Origin of the sequence: Kitasatospora sp. MAA19 (assembly GCF_029894125.1) — a bacterium.
In the GTDB taxonomy this organism is placed as follows: domain Bacteria; phylum Actinomycetota; class Actinomycetes; order Streptomycetales; family Streptomycetaceae; genus Kitasatospora.
In genome coordinates, this window is the sequence record NZ_JARXYZ010000005.1 from 101,034 (window position 1) to 126,966 (window position 25,933).

Below are 25,933 nucleotides of genomic sequence, written 5' to 3' on the forward strand. Positions count from 1 at the left end.
CGGAGGTCACGCCGACTCCGGGAACATCAGCCGGCGCCGCGGGTTGCCTCCGGTGCCGGGCGCGATCTCCCTGGGATCACACGGTTGCAGCTGATGAGGTCGGGTCGTCCACTCACGGCCCCCGCCCAGCGGCCTCAAGAAGGCCGCCCCGCAGAGGATTTCCACGAAGGCCCCCTCCCTCGGCTTGCCGTCGGCGTCACGGTGTTTCAGGTCCCGAACGACCTCGTGGGGGACGAGGTTGGACAACACAGATTCCGGGTCTTCGGACATGGGGGTCTCCGTAGCGCTTCGCTCTTGGCGTCTCACTTGGTGTAGCCATGGTGGACCGATCGCCCCTACCATCGGAAGGCTTTCCCTCTTGACAGATCTTGTGTGGGACTCAGAAGGCAACGGAGGTTTGACTATGCGTGAGACCGAACTCAATCCGTCCGCATCTCCACTGAAGGCCTTCGGTGCACAACTCCGCAGGCTGCGTAAGGCGGCAGGGCTCACACAGATAGAGCTCGGAGAGCTCACCAACCTAAGCGACAGTCAGATCTCGAACCTCGAACGAGGCACCCGCATTCCCACACTTGACTGGGTCAAAGCGGCCGACCAAGTCCTAGGGGCTGGTGGGACACTAGAACTGACGTACTGGAGCCTCAGCGGCGGCGGCTCCCTCCTGGAGGGGTTCCCCGAGTACGCAGTGCAGGAGTCCAAGGCCATTGAGCTGCGACAGTTCGAACTTGGGGTGATTCCGGGGCTGTTCCAGACCAAGGCCTACGCCGAGGCGCTGGCTGCGGCGGACGTACGACGAGGGGCAATCACAGCCGAAGAAGCCGAGACTCGGGTCTCATACCTGCTGACCCGCCAACAGCGGCTCGACAGCAATGACGCGCCCGTTATGCACGCGGTGCTAGATGAGAGCTGCATCCGAAGGCTTGTCGGAGGTGCGGCCGTCATGCGCGAACAGCTCGAACACCTGGCAGAGCTGGCAGAACGTCCGAGGACTATCATCCAAGTGGCGCCGTTCTCCATGGGTGAGCGCCGGTCTCTGGCGCTGCCGGTGGTACTGCTGACCCTGTCTGATCGCAGCCTGCTGGGATACACCGAGTCGCAAGAACGAGGGTTCCTGACCAGAGAGACCGGGACCGTCACCTTGTGGTCCCACGACTACGATCGCTTGCAAGTGGGAGCCAGTTCGGATGTGGCGTCCCTCGACATGATTCGCGCAGCTCGGAAGGACCTCCGATCATGACCCGCACTGACCATCTGACTCTCTCCGACACCGTCTGGATCAAGTCCAGCTACAGCCAGAACGGCGGCAACTGCGTCGAGGTGGCCCCCGGTGTCCCCGGCGTCATGCCTGTCCGTGATTCCAAGGACCCCGAGGGTCCTGCCCTCGTCTTTCCGGCAGGGGCCTGGGAGTCCTTCGTCACCGCCGTCCAGGCCGGCGAGTTCGGCGAGGTCTGAGCCCAGGACCAAGCGAGGCCCCCGCCCTGCTGGGCGGGGGCCTTCGTGCTATTCCCCGCCGGACAGGGTCACGGGCTTCATCTCCTCGCGCCACACCCCATCCCGCCATCGTGCGATCAGGGCAGCAAAGCGCCCCCGGACCGGGGTCCGGGGGCGCTGTCGCTGAGGCATCACCCTCGGGGTCACCGACCCCACGACTCGACCTTCCGACGCCACCAGGCCCGTGCCGTCGCGGAGTGTGCTTCCTCGGCCATCCACACCCAGTTCTCCGGAACAGGTCCCCGCGGACTCGACTTCTCGGCCGGCTCGGGAGTGGGCTCGGGCTCCTGGTCCTGGTCCTGGTCCACCGCAGCCTCCCCGACCTCCCCCGGAGGGTCGACAGGGGCAGCCCAGACCTGCGACATGCTGTGGACCGTAGCCACCACCCCGTTAGTGTCGACGTCTCGCAGGTAGTTGGTGCCCTTCTCGGACTCTCGCCAGGTCAGCGACACCAGCACGCCTACCGGATCAGCCGCGCCGTCCTTAACCACACCGCCGAACCAGAAGTAGCTGGGCCGATCATCCCAGTCCACGAACTTGTTGAGCCGGTGCTTCTCCCACTTCCGGGCCTCGACCGTGGGCAAGGCCTCCTCAGGTTCGACCGCCAGTTCCTCTGGCTCCTGGCCGGCTCCCTCCTCCAGGTACTCCGTGATGAGCCGACCAGTCTCCTCCCAGGCAGGCCGGTAAGTCGCGATGAACTTCTTCCCCGCCCGCTGCGCGGCCGAGCTGTCAGAGCGCACGTAGCTCTCCGCCCGCTCCAACAGCCACCCCATCGTCTCGTACGTGACCCGACCACTCCCCCCGGCGCTGGTCCAGGAGCACGCCTTGAGGTCGGCGGCGATCTCCGGCAGGTCCTTCAACATCCACATGTGGCTAGGGACCCCGGCAATCGACTTGGGCATCTTGAACTCGTGCCGACGCTCGCGCGGGTCCTCAGGGACGTATTCCATCTCGTGGTTCTTGAGCAGCGTTCGCCCGGCCTGAATCTCGTTCCCGTTCTTGCTGTGCCGCCATTCCCGGGCAATCTCCAGCGCGGCGCCCAGGGCGACGTTGGTCAGGCCGATGACGCTGGCGGAGTTCGACCGTCCCTCGTTCGCCGCCTTGCACAGCGTGCTCAGCTCGTGCTGCCCATCCGTGTCGGGTACCAGCTTGTACACCGCGAACTTACGAAGCTGGGCGGGCATTTCAACGGGGATCAGGTGAGAGGACATGCGGTCTTCCCTTTCGAGTTCTTGGCTGTCCACCAGCCACTTGAGCGCCGGTAGGTCGAGGTCTTCGCGGCACACGTCGCAGTCGCAGATGTGCTGCACGCAGATGCACCCAGGTTCATCGCACAGCCGGTCCGGACCGTGTCCGGTGCCTCGGTCGTACGAGATCGGGTAGAGGATGTGCTCGCGGTCATATCGGTGGCCGTGTGGCAACAGCTGTTCAAGGCAGGGCTGTTGGGCCCGCCGGGCCGACTCCCTGTCCAGGAAGCCGGCCCGGCATTCGGTGCACTGGAGATGCCCTTGAGGGCGCCTACGGAGCTGGTGATTCACAGCAGGTCACGGAAAGGGTTAGCCGCCCTCTTCGCCGCCGCCTTGGGCTTCGATGCGGCCTTCCGAGCGGGGACCGGGGCGGACGCTGGACGCTCCCCGGCGACCACCGTCCACTGAGGTTTGGCCACGACCGCCTTCTTCCCGGCCTTCTTCGCCTTCGCCTTCGTCGCCTTGATCGGCTTGGATTCGACCACTGACTGAACCGTCCGCACCGGCACCGGCATGACCGACTCCACCGCGCGCTCCCCGATCGGGGCAGGCGCCGGCTTGGGTCGCTCGACCACTGCGGGCTTCGGGTCGGCCAGGCGGTAGATCGTCGCGGGCGCCCCCCGACCGCCGATCCGCTCCCGAACCATGTCCACGTCGTCCATCTGCTCCACCGCAGCCTTGACACCGGCCGCGTTGGCACGGGAGCCGAGCGCGCGCAGGAGCACGCTGGACGTGGCTTCGCCGCCGTACCGCTGGAGCGTCTCCCTGATCACGTCGGGAAGGGGCTTCGCCGGTCGACGGCCAACCGAATCTGCCTCGCTCGCCAGGCGCCTGATGCTGGCCACCGAGTAGTCCACGAAGGCGCGGGCCGCCTCCCACGCCCTCACGCTCACAGCGGTCTTGCGCTCGGCAGCGGTGAGGACGCAGGCGATCCGAAGGACCTGTTCGTCGGCCCGCTCGATCATGCAGGACAGTTCCTCAGGCAGATCCATCAGCTGGTCCTCCAGCTCCGCGCGGTAGTTGTCGTGCCGCTCCGCCGCCGCGTCGGACAAGGCCATTACCCGGGGCTCGGCCCGGGCCCACTTGTAGGCCCGGGTGAGCGCGGGCGTCTCCTGCACGTTCGCAAGTGGCTTCTTGATGCGGGTGGGCAGCCTCTTCGTCTGTTCCACCAGCACGGGGCACAGGCGGTTGAAGAAGCCTCCGAGCGCTGCATCAGGCCGCACCAGCCGCACCCACCTGCCGGGCTGAATGTGCCCGTGGAACCCCAGAAGCGGGTGGTCCACGCGCTGTTCCTCGCGCTTGCCCGCCTTGCCCTTGGTGGTGTTCACCATGGACTTCCCGTCCCACGCACAGATCAGCTGGTCGAAGTAGGAGTCGTCCCGGTTGGCCCGGCGAAGTTGTGTCGCCCACTCGTCCTCGACCATGAGAACCCGGCCGTCCTCGCCCTCTTCGGAGAGGGCCGTCTCCTGGACCACCTCAAAGAGGGTGTTCACCAGGGCGGGGCCGCTGGAAATGCCCTTGCGCGTCCGCTTCTCCAGAAACGAACCGATCGACGGGGCAAGCGCCGCATACGCGGTGTCCAGGGCGAAGCCCTTCCGGCCGACCTTCGACCGGCCGACCATCGCCGTCCACACGACCACCGGCCGCCCATTCGGCTGGACCACCGATCCGGATATCGCGCTGGACCACATGCTCAGTGCCGCAGCGAAAATTCCCACCGGATCGCCCTCGGACCACTCACGGGCGTTGTCCACGGCCTCACCGAGCGGGCCGTACTTCATCTCGTCCCAGGTACCCATTTCCCTACTCCTGTTCTCGTTACGCGCTGATGGCCATGGGCTCATCGATGTCCAGAACCTCGCTCAGCATTTCGCCAAAGCGGTCCCGATGTTCCTCGCACAGGTCCCATCTCAGGGACCCGAGGGTGAGCCGTTCCACGGCATCGACCTCGACCCCCTTTTTGTTCCAGCACGCGTTGCAAAAGATTTGCACAATCCGCTTCGTGGCCACTATTCACTCCTCCTTATGTACGGGTGTTCATGGCAAAGGCCGGGCCCCCGAAGGAACCCAGCCCTCACCAAAAGCAACCGCCGCTAGCTCCAGCTGTCCCACCAGCTCTTAACCTCAGCCACCGTGTGGGTTCCCCCGTACTCAATTTCCACGATGTCCGCGAAGTCGACTTCGGGGTTTCGCAGCGCCTTCTCGAAGGCAGCTGTGAAGAGGTCCATCAGGTCCATATAACTGGCGCTATCAGTCAGCTCCCCCTCTATGGGCGCCCTGGCATTGTCGAGCGCAAGCGCGATTTCAAGGCTGGCGTAGTAGCCGGTCATTACTTACCAAGTCCCATCTCTCGATACAGGCCGTTCATCGGGTAAACTTCAACGCACTCAGCCGGAGCCCAGATAAGCCGACCGTTGAACCAGACCGAGAACAGGCCTGCCTGAGGTCCGCCGGATACCTTGCCCGCGCCCTTTATCAGACCGTCCGAGCCGTACACGATCACGTAGTCATGCGTCCGAATGTCCTGGCTCACGCGGCCTCGCCCAGCTCAGCCCGGATTCGCAGACGCTGCCGTTCGGCCTGGAACTCCTCGGCTACGACACCGGTCAGGCGGCCGACCACCCCAGCGGGCCGGGCGTAGGTCAGGGCGAGTTCCCCGCACGCCTCGAAAAGGAAGCTCAGCGCGATTCCGCGCTCCGTGTCATTCTTTATTCCGGCGATCTCCACCGCCGCAATCCGCAGGGCGCCCGTGTCCTCGATGAAAGTCTTAATCATGCTCAAAGCTCTACTCCTGTCGCTTCCCTGTATGCCTCGCGGACGACCTTCGATATAGATCCACGCGCTCCTACCGTGAAACCCTTCTTTCGGCCCCATTCGCGGCACCTCTTCATGTGAAGGGCGTGATGTTCCGCCCGCTTGCGGGACTCGTCAGCCCTTCTCCACTGCTCGTCCATGCGTTCCTGAGCAGCCCTCTCACTGGCCTTCCGAGCGTCATGAGAGGGCTTGTAGTTCTGGAAGTAACGGACTTCCGGTGGCGTTATATCTGAGGTGTTATCGGGATCACGCAATCCGCTCTCCACCATGAACGCCCGCACTTCGTCATCCGTCGGCACTACCGCCTCAGAATCGGCTTCGAGGTGGCATCCATAGCCGGGTTAGAGACCAGCTCGTCAGCGCACGGCTCACAATGCGGGTACCTGGCGAAAAACGGTTCCCCGAACCGCTCGATTCCGACCCAATGGGTTGCCTCTCGACCGCAGTTGTTCGAGCAACCGCCCTGAAAGTTATTCGGGTAGGGCATTGGCCGTTCCTTTCGTCTAGTGGCCAGCGCCACCACCAGGCCCCCGCGGCCGGCCACTGGGCAGACCTCTCCCTGGGACCTCAGCCGACTTGGACCTGGTGGCGACGCAAGCGACTAGCGCGTGGTGTCCTCACGGGCGACGTCGAGCGCCGAGCGGTACAGGCGCGAGTCCGGGTCCCGACCCTCCGCGTACGCGGTGGACTCGTGGGTCCTCCGGAAGGACACCCGGCACTCCTCACACATGAACTCGCGGCCGTCGGGTGTCCGGGTGTACGGGCCCCGCCGCTTCTCCACCTCAATGCACGGGCGGCAGAGACCGGTGTCGGGCTCGATGACGTGTTCCGTGTGCGTCACCTGGTGACGCCGCCAGCAACCAGCGCAGAGACCACCACCCGCGATGTGCTCGAAGACAGCGACAGCCTTCCCGGTGGGCAGGTACCGGCCCCACACGCGGCCGTGCGGCAGCGTGGCTGCCTTGGAGTAGGCCGTGGCCCACTCACCCCCGGGAACGGTGCCCACCTGTTCCCAGATGCCGCATGACCCGTCGTGTTCCTCAGGCAGGGTGTATCCGCAGTTGCACACCCACACCTCGCACTCCCAGGCATCCACTAACTTCTCCTCATCTCTCTTGAAGGCCCGTTGCACCGAGCCATGCGAAGGGCCGCCCTCGACCGAGGGCGGCCCGAAAGTGCACCGACTAGCTGAGTCCCTGCTGTCGGTGCCGGATCGCGTGCTCGCTGGCCTCCGTGATCCGTTCCACCATCAGGTCGTGAAACCCGCACTGCCCCGTGGCCTGGCACCACGGGCCCCGACCCCGGAAGCGGCTCATCGCCCTTCGGATCGTGTGCAGCTCGGTCCGCGTCAAGGTCCAAGGGCCCTCATGCGGCAACTGGTCTTGCAACTCCCGTGCCGCATTCACGTATTCGGTACCAGCCCACACCGGTTCTTTCGCCGCCAACGCCCGCCGAAGAGAACTCAGCACGTGGCCGGACGCACAGGGGCCGTCCGTAATTACCACCCACGTCTGTTCGCCGTCGTGGAACGGCCCCCGTCGACCGCCGCTCATCGCGGTGTTCTCAGGGTCGATGCCCCACTCGGCGAGGTAGGTCGAAATGGGAGTCCACGCCCAGGAGGGGTGGACTTCACTGTGCGCGGGGCAGAAGAGCGAGTGGATCCGCCTTTCGGTCCTGAAATCAGCCCACCGGACACCCGTAGCGTTCTCCGGACAGTGCCCGACCTCCTTGCTGACCCATGCCTCACAGAGGTATCCAGACCGCCGGAAACCGGCGTGGATCTCCAGGATCTCCCGTGCCGAATTCTCCGTAGCAGCCCGGGCCAGATAGGCGGTGACCCCATTCCGGTCATCCCACGCGTAGACGTACCAGTCCTCACCTTCATCACGAACGTTGATCACGTACCCCTGGTAGTCGGGGGTGTATTCCGCTCCGAGCCGGGCAAAGCCCTCCCGGGTACCGGTCCAGCTACTCAACTTCTCGCCTTTCGGCTAGGTGTTGGCTGTCGACTGACAGGCCATGACCGGAGCCGGACTACCGGCCCCGACCAAAGCGCGTCAGGTGAGGCTTGCAGCCATTTCGTCAGCGAGACGCCCGGCAGCTTCCGCATAGCGGGTGATCGGGCAACGCGGGAATCCGTGGTGCCACATGTCGCGAATTGCCTGCCTAGCCTCATGCTCAGCGGCAAAGGCTTCAATGACTCGATCAGAGGTGTTGTTCATGTTGTTCCGTCCTTTGGGTTGTCGACTGACAGGCCATGGAAAGGCCGGGCAGAGCCCGGCCGAACCAAAGCGGGTCACTCAGTTCAGCGAGATCCAGTCACAGGCAGGCTGAAACCCCTTATCGCAGTTGTCTTGCTGGGCGTCTGCAAATCCGTCGTTGAAAGCCGGGACGAGTTCATTCGCCTGATCCTTGAACCAGTCACAAGCCGACTGGAACCCAAGGTCACAATCTTCGGCCTTGGAATCGGCGAACCCTTCCCCGTACTTACTGGCAAGCGCTTCCCGTGACACCGTGGCATTGGACGTCGGCTTGGCTTCTCGGGAATAGTCAGCTACCGTACCGACCCAATAGGAGAGCACTAGAGCCGAAATCAGGGCCACGCGGGCAAAGGCATTTCGTGCGGTCTTGCTCATCTCAGTTCTCCAGTCCCATGAGAGCGATCAATTCATCTGTGGTCGGCGGGAGTTCGCTGGAGAACAGGTCGAGCTGCCCGGCCACCCTCCATGCCCGAATACCCCGTCGGTAACGCGCCACGGCCGCCGCATGCCTCGACGCAGCCTCAGGCGAGAAGTCAGCACGGGTGTACTGCCACCATTCCCGACGCCCATAAAGCCGACGGTGCATTTCCATGCGATCAGCGTCCGTCATATCCACCCAGCCATTGCAGTACTGGCACCAGTAGCAATCGGCAGTGAGGCCTATTTCCCCGCCTTCGACACCACCCCACAACTGTTCCCGGCAGGAATGAGTATTCGCCTCACACCTGCAGTCCGGGTCTTCTGAGTAGCACTCGTGCTCGGAGGGGTGGTTTTCCTCGTACTCCAGCTCATACTTGCGTGTCTCATTGAGAGCGCCATCCCCCAAGGCGGCCTCGATATCTGCAACCGCCTGAACCATTTCCGGGCGGTCCGCATTGAAGACATACGAGTCCCCTGGACCGTGGGCCCACTCCAGGCCGTCCGCGACCTCATCGAGGATTCGTTCAATCTCCTCGGCGTTACTCGCGTGCAGGGCCCACGTACTGGTGACGTACTGGTAATGACGACTATCTGCCTTGCAGCTGACCGGCGAACCCATCAGGTCGCAAATCATCCCGATAGACGTCCACCCGTTTTCCTCGGCAGTGTGCTCGAAATTCCCCGGACCATAGGTGTAGTTCTGCCGCGTGTACTCCTGGATTGCCCCAGAGAGAGCAATCTCGACTACCTCAGTGGTCATATCCGTCTCCCATCATGAGTTTCCTAATTGATCGGCCAGGCATGACCGCCCACGGCTCCGGCCGTGGGCGACCAAACCCCTCCGACCCCCCGAATCAAGTTTTTGGGCAAAAAAAATGGTCCTAGGCTGCTGCCTGACGCCCCTTGCAGATCCCACAGGGATTGCGGGCCGCACAGCAGTAGGCACGGGCCTGGTTGCACCCAATGGCCTCGAAGTGCCAGCGCTCCCAGTTCACGCCACGTCGTGTGAACTCCGTCCGGGTAGCCCCGATCGCACAATCCGGGGAGTCGGCCCGAACATCAATGGCGTCTACGAGACCACCGCCGTTACCCGTGATTTCTACGGTGTGGACGAGATAATCAAAGGTGTGGAATCCTCCTCGAATCACGCAACCGCACTTAGTTTTCACAAGCGTTTCGGACATACTTCTCCCTAGGTCTGATGCCGGCCTGAATCTGGACCCACTCCGGGCAGGCCCATCGAGAGCCGCGCAGGTATGACCCGACGTGGCCCTACAGGGTGGTTTTGGCGCTCCCTGCCGCGCTGTGCCTCACACGCTTAAGGCCAGTGATCCCGGAGGGCGAGTATCAGTCACCCATCCTTCGCACTGCCGGACACGTGGTGTCGGCTGATGGTGCAGTGATCTATTCATGCCGGGCGATCAGGTCCGGTTATCAGGCAGTCTCGCTTTCCCGTGCTCCGTAACCGGCCACCTAGCTAGGTGGCATGTGGTCGGGCGATCAGCGTTCATCCCACATCTATTCGCTTCAGTGGGCATGCCTCATGTCTTGTGTTAGCGGTTGTCCGGTCGCTGCCGGGCCGTTGCTTCCCCCTTGTGGCGCCGTGACGCCCCTCCACAAGGGTTCTCGCTATTCACTTAGTGGGTTTGGGAGGGGCGCTTTCACCCTCCGCCGGTCCGACTTCCCTACTTGCCTGACAGCCTCTTCCCGATCCCCCGCTGTATTGCGGTGGGCGGTACTCCCGGCCGGGCTTTTCGGTGTTGCTCTTTCCGACACCCAGAACACTAGGGAGACAGACCCCCCGAATCAAGTTCTGTTTCACAACGCTCCCATTCGATAGCCACTCACAGTGCGCCACCGAGGGCCCTTATAGGTACTAAAGGAGAGGCATGGTGCACATATAGACCCAAAGTGGACACATGACGGATCGTCACATAGGCCAATGATTACTCAAAGTTACTATTGCATCGTTATCTCAGTGTTACCAATTTCACGAGAATCCTGTCCCATGTCCACATAATAGACACATCTGAGGACCCGTTGGGAGTGCCGGACGCTCCCCCGCCACCCCTCGGGAGGCCTTCCCTGACGTCCCGTCAGAGATGCCCTCTCACCTGCTCACTTGAAGGAATCCCCTGAATGAATTGAGTCCCCGCTCCTGTCATTTCATTCATTCCCATACCACACATCACACGGGGGTAACACATGCACGCGTTCAGAGAGGACCCACCGGGGGTGCTGTCCTCACCCTCTGTACGGGTTTGAATCTTTCGAGGGACTGGAGGGCATCCAGGCCGGCCTGACGGCCAACAGGCCTCCCCGGAACTGCTCGGGGGCTGTTTCCGGGCCTCCTGGGGCCCTTCTGGGGCCTCTCGGGGCTCCGGATGCCGCTCCGCGGGCTCACTGAAGGCACTGAATGAATGAAATGAGGCCTCTGAACGTGATGCCGGCCACTCTTTGGGCCAAGGTGTCCTCAGGCGCAGTCAGCGGACACATACATCTATTTTGTAGGGGGGTTATATACCCCCCGTCAGAGTGACTTCTCTCTACCTTCTTCGAGTCTCTTCTTTGGCAAGACACAAGTAGGCCCCCTCTCTAGCGAGGGGGGCCTCTCTGGTTCGGGCATGAAGTCTGTTCTTGAGGTTAGATACCCCATGAAGAGACGAGTTAGCGAGTACCGGCAGGCTTCCTTTCAGCCCAACACCAACCCTGCTTGTTTGATCGCATCTTTCAACTGAACCCGCTTGAGACGCAATGACACCTTATCGTCGCCGAGCAAGGCTGGGACCAACACGTCAGCGGTGCTAAGTCTGGCCAGAAACCTTCCAAGAGCTGCCAGTTCAAGGTCTTTTACGCCGAGATCGACGTAAGCATCCGGAGGCACTCGGCGGTCTACTTTAATATCTGGCCCACAGAGACACTCGCACCTTTCCTCGTCATAGATCCACATACAGGCGCACTGAGGTTCATCTGGACACTGAACATTGCAGATGCAGTCATCATGGGGGATTGTTGTCATTGGGCTGCCCTTCTTCGGCCTGATGGTCTATTTGAGCCAATTGGTCTCAGGCTCACGAAGGCGGGATCGGGATGCTGTTAAGGAGGCCTTTGCCCCCTCATGTGCGGTCGCACATGTTCTTCTTCAAGAATGCACGCCTGCCTCACCCAATGCATCTTCGGGGCCCTTCTCGCCCGCCAGATGGTCCCGGATCAGGCCCAGGCAAGCCGCTTCTAAGGTGGCGATCCGCGCCATCGTGCCTCACTGTCGAGGTGTGGCAGGGATCATCGTCCTCTTCGAGCTGGACCAGGCCCAGGCAGAGAGCCCGGAGGGCGAGCCGGCCGTGCTCCTGGTGCACGCCGCCGGCCAGGACCCCGACGTTCCCGAGGACCCTCTTCCGCGGACTCTCTGCGGGGAGGACACAGGGCCCATGGAGCACTCCCATTACCGGCCTGGGAGGCCCGGGGAGCCCTGGTACCCGGTCTACCTGCGTGACAGGCGCTGTCAGGCTTGCGAGGACGTCCTGAGGCGGCTCTGAGGCCAAGCAAATCCCGTGGCCGCTGTCAGATGTCCGCCCTAGGCTTTCGGGTGTGAACGAACAGATAGACAGTGGTCCGCCGTCAGACCTGGTCGAAGCAGGTAACGAGCTGCATCAGGCCGTCCAGTACTTCCTTGAACACCGCGACGATCCCAGTGCTGCCCATGACATCTACTACGCCCAGGAGAAGCTGTCTTTGGCTGTCACGGGCTGGGCCCACTGGGATACCCCCGCTGGCCGAGGCCTGAACAGCCAGGTCGGTGAGATCGTGAGCAGTCTTCGACACGACCACGGTAAGACCCTGGCCGACCTTCGGGCCGCCCTGGACGAGCTCAACGCCTTGTAGCCGTCAGTACGGAGCCCGGTCACTCCCGTCATGGATAGGATGCCCAGGTGCACCGCCCCGCGAGGCCGCCTTGCGGGAGCAGGACGGCTGCCCCCTGGGTCCTGACCCAGGGGGCAGAACCGTTTCCGGGCCATCGAGGCTCAGTGAATGAATTGAGTCGACTAGGCTCAGCTTCGGCAACGTACTAACGACCCGCTGCCATGCGTGGCCACAGGAGCGCCATGCTGAGGCCCCCGTCCTGCGGGGGCCTTCTTTCCCTCAGGCGATAGCAGTCGCGGCACTTCTGTTCATGCCCACCTAGATCTCCCCAGGTCAGCGGCGCTTTCGAGGTGTTGTCAAGTAACCAATATTGGGCCGCCTGCAACTGGTGCGAATGCTTGTCATGAGTTTGACATTTGGTCCCGGCTGCCAGGCCGTTCCACTCCTGATCACGTCCCGCCGCAGGATGACGGCAAGCCAACGTATAGAAACGGTGGTGAGGGTGGCGGTACGGTGCCGATCATGTTGACGCACAGGCCCATACGCGCCGTCGGCCTCGTGGCCGTCGGGCTGGCGTTGGTGACGACTGCTGCATGCAGCAGTAGCGAAAGGCCGGGCGCCGGGCCGGTGCCTACAGAGAGCTTCACACCCAAGGCACTGGCACCAGAGGTGCCGGCAGCCAGGATGGTGAACTCGTCGGCGGGCGCCAAGGGATTCGCCAGTGCGGTCGACGCGTACAAGCCGCAGGGCTGTACGGACCCGGCCTCGTGCGGCGGCCAGGCGTTGAGCCTTGGGCGCATGGTCGGACAGATCAACTTCAGCCTGAAGGCCGAGTACCTGGGTGACCCGTACTATCAACCGTTGATCACAGAGTCCGACCAGCTCTCGGACATACTGGGCCGGGACTTCAGGCCGGTGGCTCCAGAGACGATGCAAACGCAGGTCTGGCCTGCGCTGGAGAAGTTCAAGGCCGATCTGACTTCGCGCGGCCTGATTCAGTAGAAGCTCAACGTACCAAGAGTCCTGATCTCGATCCGTTGAAGCGGCCAGCCGCTCTAGGCTCGCCCCATGCCTGAAACACCCGAAGACTCCGCTCTCGCCGCGATCGCAGAGCAGGAGCGCATGTACCGCGCACTCCGGGAATCGCTGGACAGCGACTCCGGCGAATCGCTGACCCATGGTGACGTCTCCGGTCTACTTCAAATCGGCGGGGCAGTAGTACCCATGGCAACAGCAGCCAGCGTCATCGCGAAGGCCAAGATCGAAGCCAAGACCGAGCGGCAGCGGATCGCAGCGGAGACACAGCGGGCCGAGACGCACGAGAGGGAGGAGACACGGCGCGCGGAGACGCGCGAGACGGCCGAGGTGGTCCGCGAGGCCATCCGGGCACAGGTGGCACCGCCAGCAGTCCAGCAAGGGCCGACGCAGCCGCCTACAACCTGACGAGACGCCGAGGGGCCACAGTCAGCAGCGACGCCATCTCGGCAGCACACTAGCCCTGACCTGCGGGCATGGCGTTTGCTAACTGCACTACATCCGGCCCCGCATGTACGGGTCCACCGAGAGGTAGGCGTTGCGGACCAGGATCTCGCCCGGGCCCGGGGTCCGGACCGGGGCCTCGACCAGGGCGAAGTCGGTCGGCACCGGCCAGCCCTGGGGACGGGCGGCGAGGTGCCATTCACGGGCGGTCGCGGGCGCGGCCTGCTCTGCCATGGGGACGCTCCTTAGTGGTTCTGGTACATGAAAGGTTGAGCTACTGAAGTAACGATGGACATGAAAGGTTCATGTTGTCAACTTTTCAGGTAGACTGTGACGTATGGACACCCAGTCGACCCTGGCCGCCACGCCGCAGTCCGACGAGATCACCCTTGAGGTCGTCGACCTGATGGCCAACCTGGTCGCGCTGTTCCACCGCGAGTACGAAGAGGCCGCCGCCGCCCGCTCGCTCACCGGCGCCCAGGCCAAGGTGCTCGCCCTGCTGCGGCGCGGACCGATGCCGATGCGCCAGATCGCCCAGACGCTCAGCTGCGAGCCGTCCAACATCACCGGGATCGTCGACCGGCTCGAAGCCCGCGGCTTCGTGACCCGGGAGGCCGACCGGCAGGACCGCCGGGTGAAGCTGGTCGCCGCCACCGAGACCGGCTCCGCCGCCTCCGCGGAGCTGCGCGAGTCGCTCAACTTCGCCCGCGAGCCGCTGGCCGCCCTCGGCCACGAGGAGCGGACGGTCCTGCGCGACCTGCTCCGCCGCATGCTCACCGGAGCCGCAACCCCCGGGGCGTGAGCAGCATCACAGCCCCGGAGCGAAATCCGCACCGCTGCCGGAGGTAACCGAACCGTCCGTCGAAACGTCTAACGTTCGAACATCGAACACGAGAGACGGAAAGACGGGGGGACACGGAGGATGGGCAGCAGCACGCGCAGACGCCGCTACCTGCGGACCGCCATCGGCCTGGCCGCCGTCCTGGTGCTGTCCGTCGTGGGCGCCGGGGCCTGGTTCTACCACCGGCTGGACAACAACATCACCACCTTCGACGCGGGCGGCGTCGCCACCGAGCGTCCGCCGGCGCCCGTCCCGACCACCCCCGGCGCCTCGGTGCCGGTCAACATCCTGGTGCTCGGCTCGGACACCCGCGACGACGGCAACAACGCGATCGGCGGCGGCGAGGAGGGCGTCGGCCACTCCGACACCGCGATGCTGGTGCACGTCTACGCCGACCACAAGCACGCCGTCGGCGTCTCCATACCCCGGGACACCCTGGTCACCATCCCGTCCTGCAAGCTGCCGAACGGCACCTGGACCTCGCCCCGGACCAGCCAGATGTTCAATTCGGCCTTCACCGTCGGTGACTTCCCCAAGGGCAACCCGGCCTGCACGCAGAACACCGTCGAGACGCTCACCGGCCTGCGGATCGACCACACCGTCGTGGTCGACTTCAAGGGCGCCGCCGCGATGACCGAGGCCATCAACGGCGTGGACGTCTGCGTCCCCAACGACGTCGACTCGCACGGCATACACCTCAAGAAGGGCATGCAGAAGCTCTCCGGACAGCCCGCCGTGGACTACCTGAGAGCCCGGTACGGCTTCGGCGACAACTCCGACATCGGGCGGATGAAGCGCCAGCAGGCCTTCGTCTCCTCGATGATCAAGAAGGTGCAGGGCCAGGGCTTCTCCCTGCCCACCCTGCTCCCGCTGGCCGACGCGGCCACCCGCTCGCTCACCGTGGACGAGGGGCTCGGCACCGCGATGAAGCTGGTCGACTTCACCCGCTCGCTGCAGGACATCAAGCTGTCCGACATCACCTTCGTGACCGCGCCCTGGCGCTTCGCCGGGGAGCGCGTCCAGCTGGTGCAGCCCGACGCCAACACGCTGTGGCGGCTGCTGCGCGAGGACCGCACGCTGGACGGGCAGAGCACCGCCGGCACCGGCACCCCGGCCCCCTCCCCCACCGTGCCCGGCCCCGGCGGCGCGGCCGGCACCGCGGGGCCGCTCGCGCCCGAGCAGGCTGCCGCACCGGTGCTCGTGGTCAACGGCGTCGGTACCTCCGGCCTGTCGAACTCCGGCGCGGAGGTGCTGCGGGCCCGGGGCTTCCAGAACGTCGCGCTCGGCAAGCCCATCGGCGGCCGGCTGCAGACCGAGATCAGCTACGACCCGACCCTGAAGGCCGCCGCCGACCAGGTGGCCGCGCTCTTCCCGGGGGCGCGCGCGGTCGAGGAGCCGGGCTCCGAGGCGATCACCGTGACGCTGGGCCGCGACTTCCGGCCGAGCCCCGCCACCAAGCTGGACGCGGTCGAGAGCGGTCCGGGCGTGTCGCCCTCCCCCGCCGCGCCGGGCGACCCGGGCGGCAGCCCGAGCGGTGCCCCCGGCACGGCCCCGAGCGGTACCCCGAGCGGCGTGCCCAGCGGGGTGCCCACCGGCATAGCCGAGAACTCCCGCGGCGCCGACACCGACCCGTGCGCCGACCTGACCTTCGGGTGAGCCCGGCCGGCGCGCCCCGCCGGGCCGCCGCGTCTCCTGGCCGGGCGGCCGCTCCGCTCGGTCTGCCCGGCCCTACTCCGGGTCGGGCAGGCCGGTGACGACGGCGGTGAGGCGGGTGCCGCGGGGGAAGGCGCCGGCCGCGGCCAGGTCGGTCAGCGCGGCGAGCAGCTTGGCCACGTAGCGGCGTTCCAGCGGGATGCCGTGGCGGCGTTCGAACCGCTCGGCGAAGACGGCCAGTTCGGCCGGGACCTTGCCGTAGCCGCCGCCGTGGTGCGCGTGGTCGATCCGCCAGTTGCCGAACTCCCGGCCGTAGGCGGCCCGGTGGAGCCGGGTGACCTCGCCCTCCAGGTAGCTCTCGCCGCCGCGCAGCACGGCCACGCCGAGTGCCCGCGCGCCCGGCGGCAGGCCGGCCGCGATGCCCGCCAGGGTGCCGCCGGTGCCGACCGGGCAGCAGAGCACGTCGTGCCCGCCCAGGTCGGGCAGTTCGGCCGGGATCGCCGCCGCGCCGGTCACGGCCAGCGCGTTGGAGCCGCCCTCCGGGAGCACCAGGCAGGGGCCCCACCGCCGGTGCGGGCCGACCGCCGTGCCGGCGTCGGCGTCGGCGTCGATACCGTCCTCGGCGCGGCCGGTGGCCTCCCGGTACTCGGTGCGGGTCAGGAACTCCAGCCGCATCCCGGCCCGTTCGGCCGCCCGCAGCGACCAGTTGCGCGGCCGGTCGGCCAGTTCCTCGCCGCGGACCAGCCCGACGCTCTCCAGGCCGAGCGCCCCGGCCGCCGCCGCGACCGCCCGCAGGTGGGTGGAGTACGCCCCGCCGAAGGTCAGCAGCCGGGTGTGGCCCTGCGCGACGGCGGCCGACAGGTTGGGCCCGAGCTTGCGCCACTTGTTGCCCGGGACGCTCGGGTGCAGCAGGTCGTCGCGTTTGAGCCGCAGTTCCACCCCGGCCCGCGCGAAGGTCTCGTCGGTGCAGTCCACCAGCGGGGTCGGCAGCAGGGCGGGTTCGAGCATCCGGCCAGCTTAGACCGACCGGCACATGGTGGGTGGATGAAGGAGCGGCGTCCGGGCCGAGTCTGGGCGGTGCCGACGAGGGAGTAGCAGCGGAGCTGCGGCGACTGAGGAGAAGCCGTCCAGGCGACAGCCTGGGCGTCGCGACGCCGCCCACCATGTGCCGGTCGGTCTTACTACCGGCCGGTCGGGGTGAGCAGGCCCAGGTTGTAGGCGGCGGCGACGGCGGAGGCGCGGTCCTTGACGTCGAGCTTGGCGTAGACGTGGATCAGATGGGTCTTCACGGTGGCCTCGCTGATGAACAGCCGGACGGCGGCCTCCCGGTTGGTGACGCCGGAGGCGACCAGTTCCAGCACCTCCAGCTCGCGCGGGCTGAGCGGTTCCCGGGCGGGCGCGCGGACCTGGCCGAGCAGCTTGGCGGCGACGGTCGGCGCGATCACCGAGGCGCCGCGGGCGGCCTCCCGGACGGCGTGGAACAGCTCCTCCCGGGCGGCGTCCTTCAGCAGGTAGCCGGTGGCGCCGGCCCGGACGGCGGGTAGCACGTCGGCGTCGGTGTCGTAGGTGGTGAGCACCAGGACCCGCCCGGGCAGGCCGCGTTCAGCCATCTCGCGGATCGCGGTGACGCCGTCCATCCGCGGCATCCGCAGGTCCATCAGCACCACGTCCGGGCACAGCGCGGCGACCAGGACCAGCGCCTCGGCGCCGTCCCCGGCCTCGCCGACCACCTCGAAGCCGGGGGCGGCGGTGAACATCCCGCGCAGCCCGTCCCGGACCACCGGATGGTCGTCCACCAACAGCAGTCTGATCGTCGTTCCGTCGCTCACGGCTCTACTCCTCCACGCTGATCGCCGGCAGGGTCGCGGACACCGTCGTGCCGGCGCCCGGTTCGGTCTCCAGGTCGAGCCGCCCGGCCAGGCGCTGTACCCGGCGGCGCATCACGTCCAGACCGTAGCCGCCACCGGTGGCCCGGGAGGCGGGCTCGGCGGCCGGGTCGAAGCCGACGCCGTCGTCCCGGACGTCCAGGGTGACCAGGCCCGCCATGTACGAGAGGGTGACGCCGACCCGGGAGGCCTGGGCGTACTTGGCGGCGTTGGCCAGCGACTCCTGGGCGATCCGCAGCAGGGTCACCTCGACCTCGGGGTGCAGCGGGCGGGCCTCGCCGGTGACGGTCAGCCCGGCGGCGGCGCCGTTGCGCTCGCGCCACTGCTCGACCAGCTCCGCCAGCGCCTCCGGCAGGGCGGCCCGCTCCAGCTCGATCGGGCGCAGCGCGTGGACGGCCCGGCGGGCCTGGGTCAGGCTCTCCCGGGCGAGGGCCGCCGCGTTCGTCTGGTGGCGGTCGGCGGCCGCGGCGTCCTGGGCGCGGCTCTGCTCGGCGGCCTGGAGCTGGGTGACGATCCCGGCCAGGCCCTGGGCGACGGTGTCGTGGATCTCCCGGGCGAGCCGGCGGCGCTCGTCCGCGGCCCCGGCCTCCCGGGCCTGGACGAGGAGTTGGGCATGCAGGCCGGCGTTCTCGGCGAGCATCTCGGTGAGCAGCCGGTTGGCCTCGGCGAGTTCGGCGTTGGCGGCCTTGCGGCGGGCGCTCAGCCGGTCGGCGACCTCGCGGAGCGCGAACATCAACCCGACCACCATCAGGTTGAAGGCGACGACGGTCAGCAGTCCGCCCAACTTCGCCAGGCTGTCGGGCAGGACCCCACCGACCTGGGAGAGCGAGGTGGGGACGGTGGCCGCGGCCGCGCCCGCCATCCGGCCCCGGCCCCGCAGGTACTGGGCGGCGTGCAGGTAGCCGGCGAAGGCGAAGAAGCCGAAGAGCGGATTGTCCAGCACCAGCACGGTGGTCAGCGCCAGCAGGACGGCGAAGTGGGCGCCGGGGTACCGGGCGCGGCCGTCCGGGCCCGGCCTGCGGTCCAGGACCGAGCGCAGGAGCAGCCACAGCAGCGTGGCGGCCGCCACCGGGAGGGTGGCGGCCGCGGAGTGCGCGGTCGGGACGGGGACCAGCAGGGCCAGGGCGGTGGCGATCAGCAGGGCGACGTAGCAGAGCGGCCCGATCAGCTGGTCCAGCCGGTCCAGCCAGTCGCCGAGCGCGTCCTCGTCGGCCGGTGGCCGCTTGATCATTCCCACCGGAACAGCCTGGCAGCCGCGGCCCCCGCGAGCACCGCGTACGCCGCGAGTGTGAGCAGGCCCACGGCGTGCGGGAAGTGCCCGGCCCAGGCGTCCTGCAGGGTCTGCACGGCGGCCCCGCTGGGAGTGAAGTCGCCGATCCGGTTGAGCAGGGCCGGCATGAACTCGCGCGGCAGCCAGATCCCGGAGAAGAACATCATCGGAAAGAAGGCCAGCGCGCCGACCGCGTTGCCGGCCTTGGCGGACGGGACGACCGCGGCGAGCAGCAGGCCGATCGACAGCAGCGCGGCGGCGGCCAGCAGGAAGGCCAGCAGGAACCCCAGCGGCTGGCGCGGCAGCGCCACCCCGAGCAGCGGCCCGGCCACCACCACCAGCAGCACCGAGACGACGGCGACGGCCAGGTACAGCGGGAGCAGCGCGCCGAACAGCAGCGCCGGGCGGACCGGGCTGGCGGACATCCGGCGCAGCACGCCGCGTTCGCGGTAGGCGGCGAGCAGCGAGGGCAGGCCGTTGAGGCCGAGCAGCAGCAGGGTGAAGACGGCCAGGATCGGCGCGTACAGCTGGATGGTGCTCATGCCGTGCATACCGGGCGAGGTCTTGCGCAGGGCCGGGACGGAGCCGAGGACGAGGAACAGCACGACGGGGAAGGCGAGGCCGAAGAAGGCGGTCAGCGGCTCGCGGAGGAACAGGCGGGCCTCGGCGACGGCCAGGCGGCGGACGGCGTGGGCGGTGTGGTGGGCCGCGTGCTGGGCGGTGTGGTTCACGGTGGTGGTCCCCTCGGGCGTGGTGACGGCGGGCGTGGTGACGGCGGGTCAGGAGTCGTGGCGGGTCAGGGCGAGGTAGGCGTCGTCCAGGCTGTGCTCGCGGATCCGCAGCCCGGTGACGACGATCCCCTCGCGGGCGAGCAGGCCGGTGACCTCGTCGGCGAAGTCCCCGACCCCGGAGACCTCGACCCGGCCGTCCCGCTCCTCCACCCCGGTGACCCCCGGCAGGGCCGCCAGCCGGGCGGTGTCCAGCGGCGCGGTGGGGCGGAAGCCGAGTGTGCCGCCGGTGCCGGAGCGGGCGATCAGCTCCGCGGGGGTACCGGTGGCGACGATCCGGCCGCCGTCGAGCACGGCGGCCCGGTCGCAGAGCGCCTCGACCTCGTCCATGAAGTGCGAGACCAGCACCACCGTCACGCCGTCGTCGCGGATCCGCCGGATCAGCTCCCAGGTGTCGCGGCGGCCCTGCGGGTCGAGCGCGGTGGTCAGCTCGTCCAGGAAGGCCACCTCGGGGTTGCCGATCAGGGCGAGGGCGATGAACAGCCGCTGGCGCTGGCCGCCGGAGAGCTTGTCGAAGGGCGTCCGGCGCTGGTCGGCGAGCCCCCACTCGTCCAGCAGCTCCCGCCAGTCCCGGGGGTTCGGGTAGAGCGCGGCGTACAGCTCCAGCGCCTCGCCGACCCGCAGCGCGCCCTGCAGCTGGGCCTGCTGGAGCTGGATGCCGATCCGGGGCCGCAGCCGGTGGGCGTCCTTCACCGGGTCCAGGCCGAGGACGCGGACGGTCCCCGTGTCGGCCCGGCGCAGGCCCTCGCAGCACTCCACGGCGGTGGTCTTGCCCGCACCGTTCGGCCCCAGCAGGCCGAACACCTCGCCGCGCTCCACGCCGAAGGAGACGCCCTCCAGCACCTGGCGCCGCCCGTAGGCCTTGCTCAGCCCCGCCACCTCGATCACGGCCATCGCGCCGCTCCCTCCCGTTCGTCCCCGCTGGTTCCCGGCCGCGTTTCCCGGCCTGCAACGAGCTTCCCGCGCGGGGCCACCGCCGCGGATCGACCGGACGGTCAGAGCCGCTGGTGGACGCGGTGGAGGGGGGATCAACCGATCGGTGGATGGGGGCGGCGGCCTGGCACGTGGAAAGCCCGGCCGCCGTGTCGGCGACCGGGCTCGGGTACGGGCTCGGGGTGCGGGTGGGTCAGGCGGCCGTGCCGTCGGCGCGGCTGGTGTTGATGGCCCGGCGCAGGGCGCGCGGGACGGGGCCGGCGGCGGGCGCCAACTTGTCGATCCGGGCGCGGAACTCGCGGCTCTGGCGCCAGGTCAGAGCGGATCCCAGCCGGGCGGCGTCGACCAGCGCGACCAGTGCGGCGTCCGCCGGGTCGACCCGGCTGAGCGGCGACTTCAGCGCCGAACCGACCGACGCTGCCAGCGACTTGCGCAGCCGGGGCTCCCGCAGGATGACCCGGGCGCAGGGGAACAGCCCGAGTACGCGGCGCTGCTCGATCCGGATCCGGCCGGCCGCGGCCAGCCCGTCCCGGACCACCCGGGAGGCACGGGACACCGGGCCCTGGCGGCGGCCGACCCAGCTCTGCCAGCTGCGCCGCCGCCCCTGCCGGATCAGCTCCAGCATCGCGGTGGAGAGCGGGTCGAGGCCGTCGGCCTGCGCGCCGTCGACGGCGACCGGGTGTCGGCCGTCGTCGCGGATCAGCCCGCGCCGCAGGAGTTCGGCGAGCGCGGCGGCCCGCAGCACCAGGTCGAGCCTGTCGGTGGCGGTGAGCCGCTCGCGCTCGGGGTTGTAGGCGAGCAGGTACAGCTTCTCCGGCAGGGCGGTGGGCAGGTCCATGGTGGACTCCAAGCAGATGGACGGTGGGGTGGGCCCGGTCATCCGGCGTCTGAATCGCCGGTCTCCGGGCTCTCCTTGGGCGGTCGGCCGCGCCGGGGAAGCCGGGCCGCGCCGCCGGGCATCCGGCCCTCGTCGCTGAGGGCGCGGCGGAGCAGGAACTCGATCTGCGCGTTGGCGCTGCGCAGTTCGTCCGCGGCCCACCGGGCCAGCGCGTCGTGGACCGCCGGGTCCAGCCGCAGCAGGATCTTCTTCCGCTCCGTCGCCAACGCCCGCGCCTTACTGGTAGAGGGAGCCCGTGTTCACGACGGGCTGGGTGCCGCGGTCGCCGCAGAGCACCACCAGGAGGTTGCTCACCATGGCCGCCTTGCGCTCCTCGTCCAGTTCGACGACGTCGCGCTCGGCGAGCCGGTCCAGCGCCTCCTCGACCATACCGACGGCGCCCTCGACGATCAGTCGGCGAGCCGCGACCACCGCGCCGGCCTGCTGGCGCTGGAGCATCACCTGGGCGACCTCGGGCGCGTAGGCGAGCCTGGTGATCCTGGACTCGACGACCCGCACGCCGGCCGAGACGACCCGGGCGGAGATCTCGGCGGAGAGCATCCGGCTGATCTCCTCCGCACCGTCGCGCAGCGACAACTGGCCCTCGCGGTGGGCGTCGTACGGGTAGCTGCTGGCGATGTGCCGGACGGCGGTCTCGGTCTGGATGGCGACGAAGTCGGTGTAGTCGTCCACCTCGAACACGGCCTTGGCGGTGTCCTCGACCTGCCAGACCACCACGGCGGCCATCTCGATCGGGTTGCCGTCCGCGTCGTTGACCTTGTTGGTCTCGGTCTCGTGGTTGCGGATCCGGGTGGAGATCCGGCGGCGGCTGGTGAACGGGTTCAGCCAGGCCAGGCCCTCGGCGCGGATGGTGCCGCGGTAGCGGCCGAGCAACTGGACCACCCGGGCCTCGCCGGGCGAGACCACGGTCAGCCCGCACATCAACAGCAGCGAGCCCAGCACGAGCACGGGCCCGGCGACCAGCAGGGAGATCCCCAACCCTTGGGACCCACCGGCCAGTTGGAGGCCGCCGACGATGTTCGCCGCGATCCCCGCGAGCAGGCCCAGCAGCGCCCCTCCGAGCACCGGCAGCCCCGCGGCACCGGCGATGGCCCGCTCGGTGATCTTGGGGACCGGAAGGTCGAGGACGGGTCCGTCTTCGACGTCGACGGCAGAACGCGGTGTGGCCATGAGACCAGCTCCTCCAGCGAGTGTGTCCGCTCTAGCTGTCAAAGTGATATCACTTTTTTCGCCCGGCCCGCCAGGGGTCGCACACAAGGAGCCCGCCCTGCGGCGGCCGCCACCCTGCGGCCTGACCACCTCGACCGTCTGCACAACCCTCCCGAACGCCTCCCACAGCACGTCGGGGACAAGGCGCACGACAAGACTCATCACATCGCACCCAGACAACGCGGCCACCATAAGAAACAAGGTCGACACCACGACCCCACGAGCCCGGTCGGTAGCGTCAATTTTCGACGGCTCGAACAACGATCCGTCAGCAGGCCGACAACAGCCTACTACGTACACTCACAACCAGGAATGGTGCAGATGTCAGGCCCGGAAATCATCAACGCCCTCATCGCGTTCAACGCGGATGACATCCTCACGGATTACCCGCCGCAGGGCACCACGCCGGAAAACCCGAAGACGGTCTCGGCCGACGACAAGTACATCTACATGATGGTCAAGCAGGCCAACATCATCGGCAGCTCCGGAGCCAATCTGAACCTCCAGGCCGAGGTCGGTGACGTGATTCGCTGGCGTGAGACGAGTTTCTCGTTCGACGCCAACTACAGCGTCCTGCTCTACAAGTACGTGGGCACCGACGACAACCTGATCAGCCCTCCCCACCACCTGACGCCCGACTCCAACCTGCCGTACCTGACGGGCCAGGCGGGCGATCCGGCCTTCAAGTCCCAGACGGTGACAGGCCACTACTGGACCGCCGACGTCCTCAAGAAGGGCCGCGAGAACTACCACTTCTCGTTCGAGATCATCAACCGGGAGGGCCGGGCCCTGGGCTACTACTCCTGGGATCCGGCGCTCACCATCAAGTAGCGGTCCACCCCTGCTGCCTGGCCGGCGCCCGTCGGCCAGGCAGCAGCACGAACCCGACCAGTCTGGAGCACAAGGTGTCGACCACGAGCGAAGCCTCCACCCGGCCGAAAATCATCGACGTCCTCGCCGCGTTCGATGTCGCTGCCATTGTCGAGAAGTATCCGAATCCATCCCATGACAGAGACGACCCGACCGAGGTCGATTCGGACCACGTCCACCCGGTCAACCTCAGCGGGGACGCCTTCAGCGAGTTCGGTGAACTCTCCCTGGACGCCGCACCGGGCGACTTCGTGCGGTGGCGCGCAACCGCACTGCCATTCGACGAAGATTACAGCGTTCTGATCTACCGCTGCGTCGACGAATCCGGGGCGACATCAGAATTCGACCGCCTCCTCGGCCTCGCACTCCTGCCCCGTCTGAAGGACGGCTCGCACCAGGAAGCGGAATTCGACACGGAAATCGTGAAGGACCAGGTCTCGGCCATGCGGCTCGCGAAGACCGGCAACCCCTTCGTCCGGCTCTCCTTCGAAATCGTCAAGGGCGACGATGTGATCGGCTACTTCCGCTGGAACCTGGGGCTCGTCATTCCGATCGGCTCCGCACGGGCTTGATGCCCCAGCCCTCTCGGCACACGGACCAGTGACCGCCCCTGGTCCGCTGAGCCGGGCCCAGCCACACCGCTCGATCCGACCGAACGTCAGCGTGACGTTGCCGCGGCGTTCCCCATGCGGGTGAACCTCGGCGTGTAATCGCCGCCGAGGGGCTGTCGCCCGCATACAGTTCTCGCAGGCGCCCCGCACATCTCCGCAGGCCAGCAGCCTGCACGGTGGTGACCGGGAGTGGGGCGGGTGGGACTCGAACCCACGACCAAGGGATTATGAGTCCCCTGCTCTAACCGGCTGAGCTACCGCCCCGGTTCGCCGCGCGCGCCGGTCGTCGGCCACGGCAGCAGCAGACGGCCCCGAAAGGCCGTCCCGGGCAGCATAGCCGGTCGATCACCCGTGATGCGCGCCGGGGGCGCGCACGGGTGCGCACAGGTGTGCGCCTCTCCGCTTTACGCAGTCCGGGTGGCGCCCGAGCACCCGGGCGGGCAGCCTGGACGGATGACGATGCGTGGGACGGGAGCGGTGGCCGGGGCCCTCGCGGTACTGCTGGCCGTGGCGGGCTGCACCACCTCGGCCCGGCCCGGCGGGGGCGCACCGACGGTCACCTCGGCTCCGGCCACGCCCTCGGGGCCCGGCAACAGCCACGGCTGGAACCGGCAGCGGCTGAAGGGGGCCGTCGCCAAGCACACCGGGATCACCCGCACCGCCCGACCCACCGTGCTCAACGGTCTGGTCGGCGCCGTCTTCACCCGCAACGCGGACGGCGACCACTTCTGCACCGCCAGCGTCGTCGACAGCGCCGGGCTCAACCTGATCGTCACCGCCGCGCACTGCGTCTGGGACCCCCGACTCGGCCAGCGCAGCGACCTCGTCTTCATCCCCGGCTACCGCAACGGCGACACCCCCAGCGGCGTCTGGCCGCTGCTGGCCGTCACCGTCGACGACGGCTGGAAGGACCACGCCGACCCGGACGTGGACGTCGCCTTCGCGATCGTCCAGGCCCAGAACGGACAGCAGGTGCAACAGGTGCTCGGCGCCAACAAGCTGGGCGTCGGCCGGGGCTACCAGGTGCCCGTGCGGGTCACCGGCTACCCCGGCAGCAGCGACGTCCCGATCACCTGCTCCAACACCACCACCGAGCAGAGCTCCACCCAGCTGCGGATCGACTGCCCCGACTACACCGGCGGCACCAGCGGCAGCCCGTGGGTGACCGACTTCGACCCGAGCACCCGCACCGGCACCGTGGTCGGCGTGATCGGTGGCTACCAGGAGGGCGGCAACAGCCCGGACACCTCGTACAGCAGCTACTTCGGCGACCGCGTGCAGGCGCTCTACGACCGGGCCACCGGGTGACGGGGACAGGCGAGTCCTGACGACAGTGGCGCCGCCGGGCGCGGCCTGGTAGATCTTCCTCACGAACGGCGGAACGCACGAGCCCGGTGCCCG

General features: G+C 67.6%; 30 protein-coding genes, 1 tRNA gene and 1 pseudogene. 10 read left to right on the forward strand and 22 right to left on the reverse strand.

Annotated elements, in window-relative coordinates; all coding sequences use genetic code 11:
* Nucleotides 1–6: 6 nt before the first annotated feature.
* Entirely contained in the window at nucleotides 7–270 is a 264-nt protein-coding gene (locus P3T27_RS10655) for a hypothetical protein (protein ID WP_280676851.1), read from the reverse strand.
* A gap of 133 nt (nucleotides 271–403) precedes the next feature.
* On the opposite strand from P3T27_RS10655, the gene P3T27_RS10660 reads away from it, so the two are divergent.
* Nucleotides 404–1,237, forward strand: a complete 834-nt coding sequence (locus tag P3T27_RS10660) for a helix-turn-helix transcriptional regulator (protein ID WP_280676853.1) — start codon at nucleotides 404–406, stop codon at nucleotides 1,235–1,237.
* Nucleotides 1,234–1,452: a DUF397 domain-containing protein gene (locus P3T27_RS10665; protein WP_280676855.1), complete on the forward strand. Its 219-nt coding sequence runs from the start codon at nucleotides 1,234–1,236 to the stop codon at nucleotides 1,450–1,452. Before P3T27_RS10660 ends, P3T27_RS10665 begins: the two co-directional genes overlap by 4 nt.
* A gap of 182 nt (nucleotides 1,453–1,634) precedes the next feature.
* Here P3T27_RS10665 and P3T27_RS10670 read toward each other — a convergent pair whose 3' ends face one another.
* The 11 genes from P3T27_RS10670 to P3T27_RS10720 all read right to left on the reverse strand — a co-directional run bounded on the left by P3T27_RS10670 (nucleotide 1,635) and on the right by P3T27_RS10720 (nucleotide 8,993).
* Nucleotides 1,635–2,801, reverse strand: coding sequence for a hypothetical protein (locus tag P3T27_RS10670; RefSeq protein WP_280676857.1), 1,167 nt, complete (start codon nucleotides 2,799–2,801; stop codon nucleotides 1,635–1,637).
* Nucleotides 2,802–3,025: 224 nt separating this feature from the next.
* A complete protein-coding gene (locus P3T27_RS10675; protein WP_280676859.1) occupies nucleotides 3,026–4,537 on the reverse strand; it encodes a DUF3987 domain-containing protein in 1,512 nt (503 codons plus the stop codon).
* Nucleotides 4,538–4,556: 19 nt separating this feature from the next.
* Nucleotides 4,557–4,748: a hypothetical protein gene (locus tag P3T27_RS10680; protein ID WP_280676861.1), complete on the reverse strand. Its 192-nt coding sequence runs from the start codon at nucleotides 4,746–4,748 to the stop codon at nucleotides 4,557–4,559.
* 83 nt (nucleotides 4,749–4,831) lie between these two features.
* Nucleotides 4,832–5,068, reverse strand: coding sequence for a hypothetical protein (locus P3T27_RS10685; RefSeq protein WP_280676863.1), 237 nt, complete (start codon nucleotides 5,066–5,068; stop codon nucleotides 4,832–4,834).
* Between the two features lie 199 nt (nucleotides 5,069–5,267).
* The gene (locus tag P3T27_RS10690) at nucleotides 5,268–5,513 is read right to left on the reverse strand and encodes a hypothetical protein (protein ID WP_280676865.1); all 246 of its coding nucleotides are present in this window, start codon (nucleotides 5,511–5,513) and stop codon (nucleotides 5,268–5,270) included.
* Nucleotides 5,514–5,515: 2 nt separating this feature from the next.
* Nucleotides 5,516–5,833 (reverse strand): hypothetical protein, encoded by a 318-nt coding sequence (locus tag P3T27_RS10695; RefSeq protein ID WP_280676867.1) that lies wholly within the window; start codon nucleotides 5,831–5,833, stop codon nucleotides 5,516–5,518.
* A gap of 320 nt (nucleotides 5,834–6,153) precedes the next feature.
* Nucleotides 6,154–6,684, reverse strand: a complete 531-nt coding sequence (locus P3T27_RS10700; protein WP_280676869.1) for a hypothetical protein — start codon at nucleotides 6,682–6,684, stop codon at nucleotides 6,154–6,156.
* A 52-nt stretch (nucleotides 6,685–6,736) separates the two neighbouring features.
* Nucleotides 6,737–7,528, reverse strand: coding sequence for a hypothetical protein (locus P3T27_RS10705; RefSeq protein ID WP_280676871.1), 792 nt, complete (start codon nucleotides 7,526–7,528; stop codon nucleotides 6,737–6,739).
* Between the two features lie 81 nt (nucleotides 7,529–7,609).
* Nucleotides 7,610–7,774, reverse strand: coding sequence for a hypothetical protein (locus tag P3T27_RS10710; protein WP_280676873.1), 165 nt, complete (start codon nucleotides 7,772–7,774; stop codon nucleotides 7,610–7,612).
* Nucleotides 7,775–7,852: 78 nt separating this feature from the next.
* Nucleotides 7,853–8,188 (reverse strand): hypothetical protein, encoded by a 336-nt coding sequence (locus P3T27_RS10715; protein WP_280676875.1) that lies wholly within the window; start codon nucleotides 8,186–8,188, stop codon nucleotides 7,853–7,855.
* A 1-nt stretch (nucleotide 8,189) separates the two neighbouring features.
* Nucleotides 8,190–8,993 carry a hypothetical protein gene (locus P3T27_RS10720; protein WP_280676877.1) on the reverse strand — a complete coding sequence of 268 codons (804 nt, stop codon included), beginning with the start codon at nucleotides 8,991–8,993 and terminating at the stop codon, nucleotides 8,190–8,192.
* 2,828 nt (nucleotides 8,994–11,821) lie between these two features.
* On the opposite strand from P3T27_RS10720, the gene P3T27_RS10725 reads away from it, so the two are divergent.
* The 3 genes from P3T27_RS10725 to P3T27_RS10735 all read left to right on the forward strand — a co-directional run bounded on the left by P3T27_RS10725 (nucleotide 11,822) and on the right by P3T27_RS10735 (nucleotide 13,537).
* A complete protein-coding gene (locus tag P3T27_RS10725; RefSeq protein WP_280676879.1) occupies nucleotides 11,822–12,115 on the forward strand; it encodes a hypothetical protein in 294 nt (97 codons plus the stop codon).
* A gap of 501 nt (nucleotides 12,116–12,616) precedes the next feature.
* Nucleotides 12,617–13,096, forward strand: coding sequence for a hypothetical protein (locus P3T27_RS10730; RefSeq protein ID WP_280676881.1), 480 nt, complete (start codon nucleotides 12,617–12,619; stop codon nucleotides 13,094–13,096).
* Between the two features lie 66 nt (nucleotides 13,097–13,162).
* A complete protein-coding gene (locus P3T27_RS10735; protein ID WP_280676883.1) occupies nucleotides 13,163–13,537 on the forward strand; it encodes a hypothetical protein in 375 nt (124 codons plus the stop codon).
* A gap of 90 nt (nucleotides 13,538–13,627) precedes the next feature.
* On the opposite strand, the pseudogene P3T27_RS10740 reads toward P3T27_RS10735, so the two are convergent.
* Nucleotides 13,628–13,807: pseudogene (locus tag P3T27_RS10740) on the reverse strand (NADP-dependent oxidoreductase); the annotation flags it as partial.
* A 103-nt stretch (nucleotides 13,808–13,910) separates the two neighbouring features.
* On the opposite strand from P3T27_RS10740, the gene P3T27_RS10745 reads away from it, so the two are divergent.
* Nucleotides 13,911–14,375, forward strand: a complete 465-nt coding sequence (locus tag P3T27_RS10745; protein WP_280676885.1) for a MarR family transcriptional regulator — start codon at nucleotides 13,911–13,913, stop codon at nucleotides 14,373–14,375.
* Nucleotides 14,376–14,495: 120 nt separating this feature from the next.
* Nucleotides 14,496–16,070: an LCP family protein gene (locus P3T27_RS10750; RefSeq protein ID WP_280676887.1), complete on the forward strand. Its 1,575-nt coding sequence runs from the start codon at nucleotides 14,496–14,498 to the stop codon at nucleotides 16,068–16,070.
* A 72-nt stretch (nucleotides 16,071–16,142) separates the two neighbouring features.
* Here the strand turns inward: P3T27_RS10750 and P3T27_RS10755 are convergent, their stop codons facing one another.
* The 8 genes from P3T27_RS10755 to P3T27_RS10790 form a co-directional block, all read right to left on the reverse strand.
* Entirely contained in the window at nucleotides 16,143–17,075 is a 933-nt protein-coding gene (locus P3T27_RS10755; RefSeq protein WP_280676889.1) for a pyridoxal-phosphate dependent enzyme, read from the reverse strand.
* Nucleotides 17,076–17,248: 173 nt separating this feature from the next.
* Nucleotides 17,249–17,896 (reverse strand): response regulator transcription factor, encoded by a 648-nt coding sequence (locus P3T27_RS10760; protein WP_280676891.1) that lies wholly within the window; start codon nucleotides 17,894–17,896, stop codon nucleotides 17,249–17,251.
* Between the two features lie 4 nt (nucleotides 17,897–17,900).
* Entirely contained in the window at nucleotides 17,901–19,184 is a 1,284-nt protein-coding gene (locus P3T27_RS10765; RefSeq protein ID WP_280677222.1) for a sensor histidine kinase, read from the reverse strand.
* Complete coding sequence (locus P3T27_RS10770) at nucleotides 19,181–19,954, reverse strand: ABC transporter permease (RefSeq protein ID WP_280676893.1); 774 nt, start codon at nucleotides 19,952–19,954, stop codon at nucleotides 19,181–19,183. The genes P3T27_RS10765 and P3T27_RS10770 overlap by 4 nt, the downstream gene beginning before the upstream one ends.
* 48 nt (nucleotides 19,955–20,002) lie before the next feature.
* Complete coding sequence (locus P3T27_RS10775; protein WP_280676895.1) at nucleotides 20,003–20,905, reverse strand: ABC transporter ATP-binding protein; 903 nt, start codon at nucleotides 20,903–20,905, stop codon at nucleotides 20,003–20,005.
* Nucleotides 20,906–21,137: 232 nt separating this feature from the next.
* On the reverse strand, nucleotides 21,138–21,782 hold the full coding sequence (locus tag P3T27_RS10780) for a GPP34 family phosphoprotein (protein ID WP_280676897.1): 645 nt from the start codon (nucleotides 21,780–21,782) through the stop codon (nucleotides 21,138–21,140).
* A 38-nt stretch (nucleotides 21,783–21,820) separates the two neighbouring features.
* Nucleotides 21,821–22,048 (reverse strand): hypothetical protein, encoded by a 228-nt coding sequence (locus tag P3T27_RS10785; RefSeq protein ID WP_280676899.1) that lies wholly within the window; start codon nucleotides 22,046–22,048, stop codon nucleotides 21,821–21,823.
* 10 nt (nucleotides 22,049–22,058) lie between these two features.
* On the reverse strand, nucleotides 22,059–23,012 hold the full coding sequence (locus P3T27_RS10790; protein ID WP_280676900.1) for an SPFH domain-containing protein: 954 nt from the start codon (nucleotides 23,010–23,012) through the stop codon (nucleotides 22,059–22,061).
* Nucleotides 23,013–23,372: 360 nt separating this feature from the next.
* Between P3T27_RS10790 and P3T27_RS10795 the strand changes: the two genes are divergently transcribed.
* Together P3T27_RS10795 and P3T27_RS10800 are read left to right on the forward strand one after the other, a co-directional pair.
* Nucleotides 23,373–23,882, forward strand: a complete 510-nt coding sequence (locus P3T27_RS10795) for an AidA/PixA family protein (RefSeq protein ID WP_280676901.1) — start codon at nucleotides 23,373–23,375, stop codon at nucleotides 23,880–23,882.
* A gap of 74 nt (nucleotides 23,883–23,956) precedes the next feature.
* A complete protein-coding gene (locus P3T27_RS10800) occupies nucleotides 23,957–24,493 on the forward strand; it encodes an AidA/PixA family protein (protein WP_280676902.1) in 537 nt (178 codons plus the stop codon).
* A gap of 229 nt (nucleotides 24,494–24,722) precedes the next feature.
* Here P3T27_RS10800 and P3T27_RS10805 read toward each other — a convergent pair.
* Nucleotides 24,723–24,796 (reverse strand) — tRNA-Ile (locus tag P3T27_RS10805).
* Nucleotides 24,797–24,985: 189 nt separating this feature from the next.
* Between P3T27_RS10805 and P3T27_RS10810 the strand changes: the two genes are divergently transcribed.
* The gene (locus P3T27_RS10810) at nucleotides 24,986–25,840 is read left to right on the forward strand and encodes a hypothetical protein (protein ID WP_280676904.1); all 855 of its coding nucleotides are present in this window, start codon (nucleotides 24,986–24,988) and stop codon (nucleotides 25,838–25,840) included.
* Nucleotides 25,841–25,933: the final 93 nt, after the last annotated feature.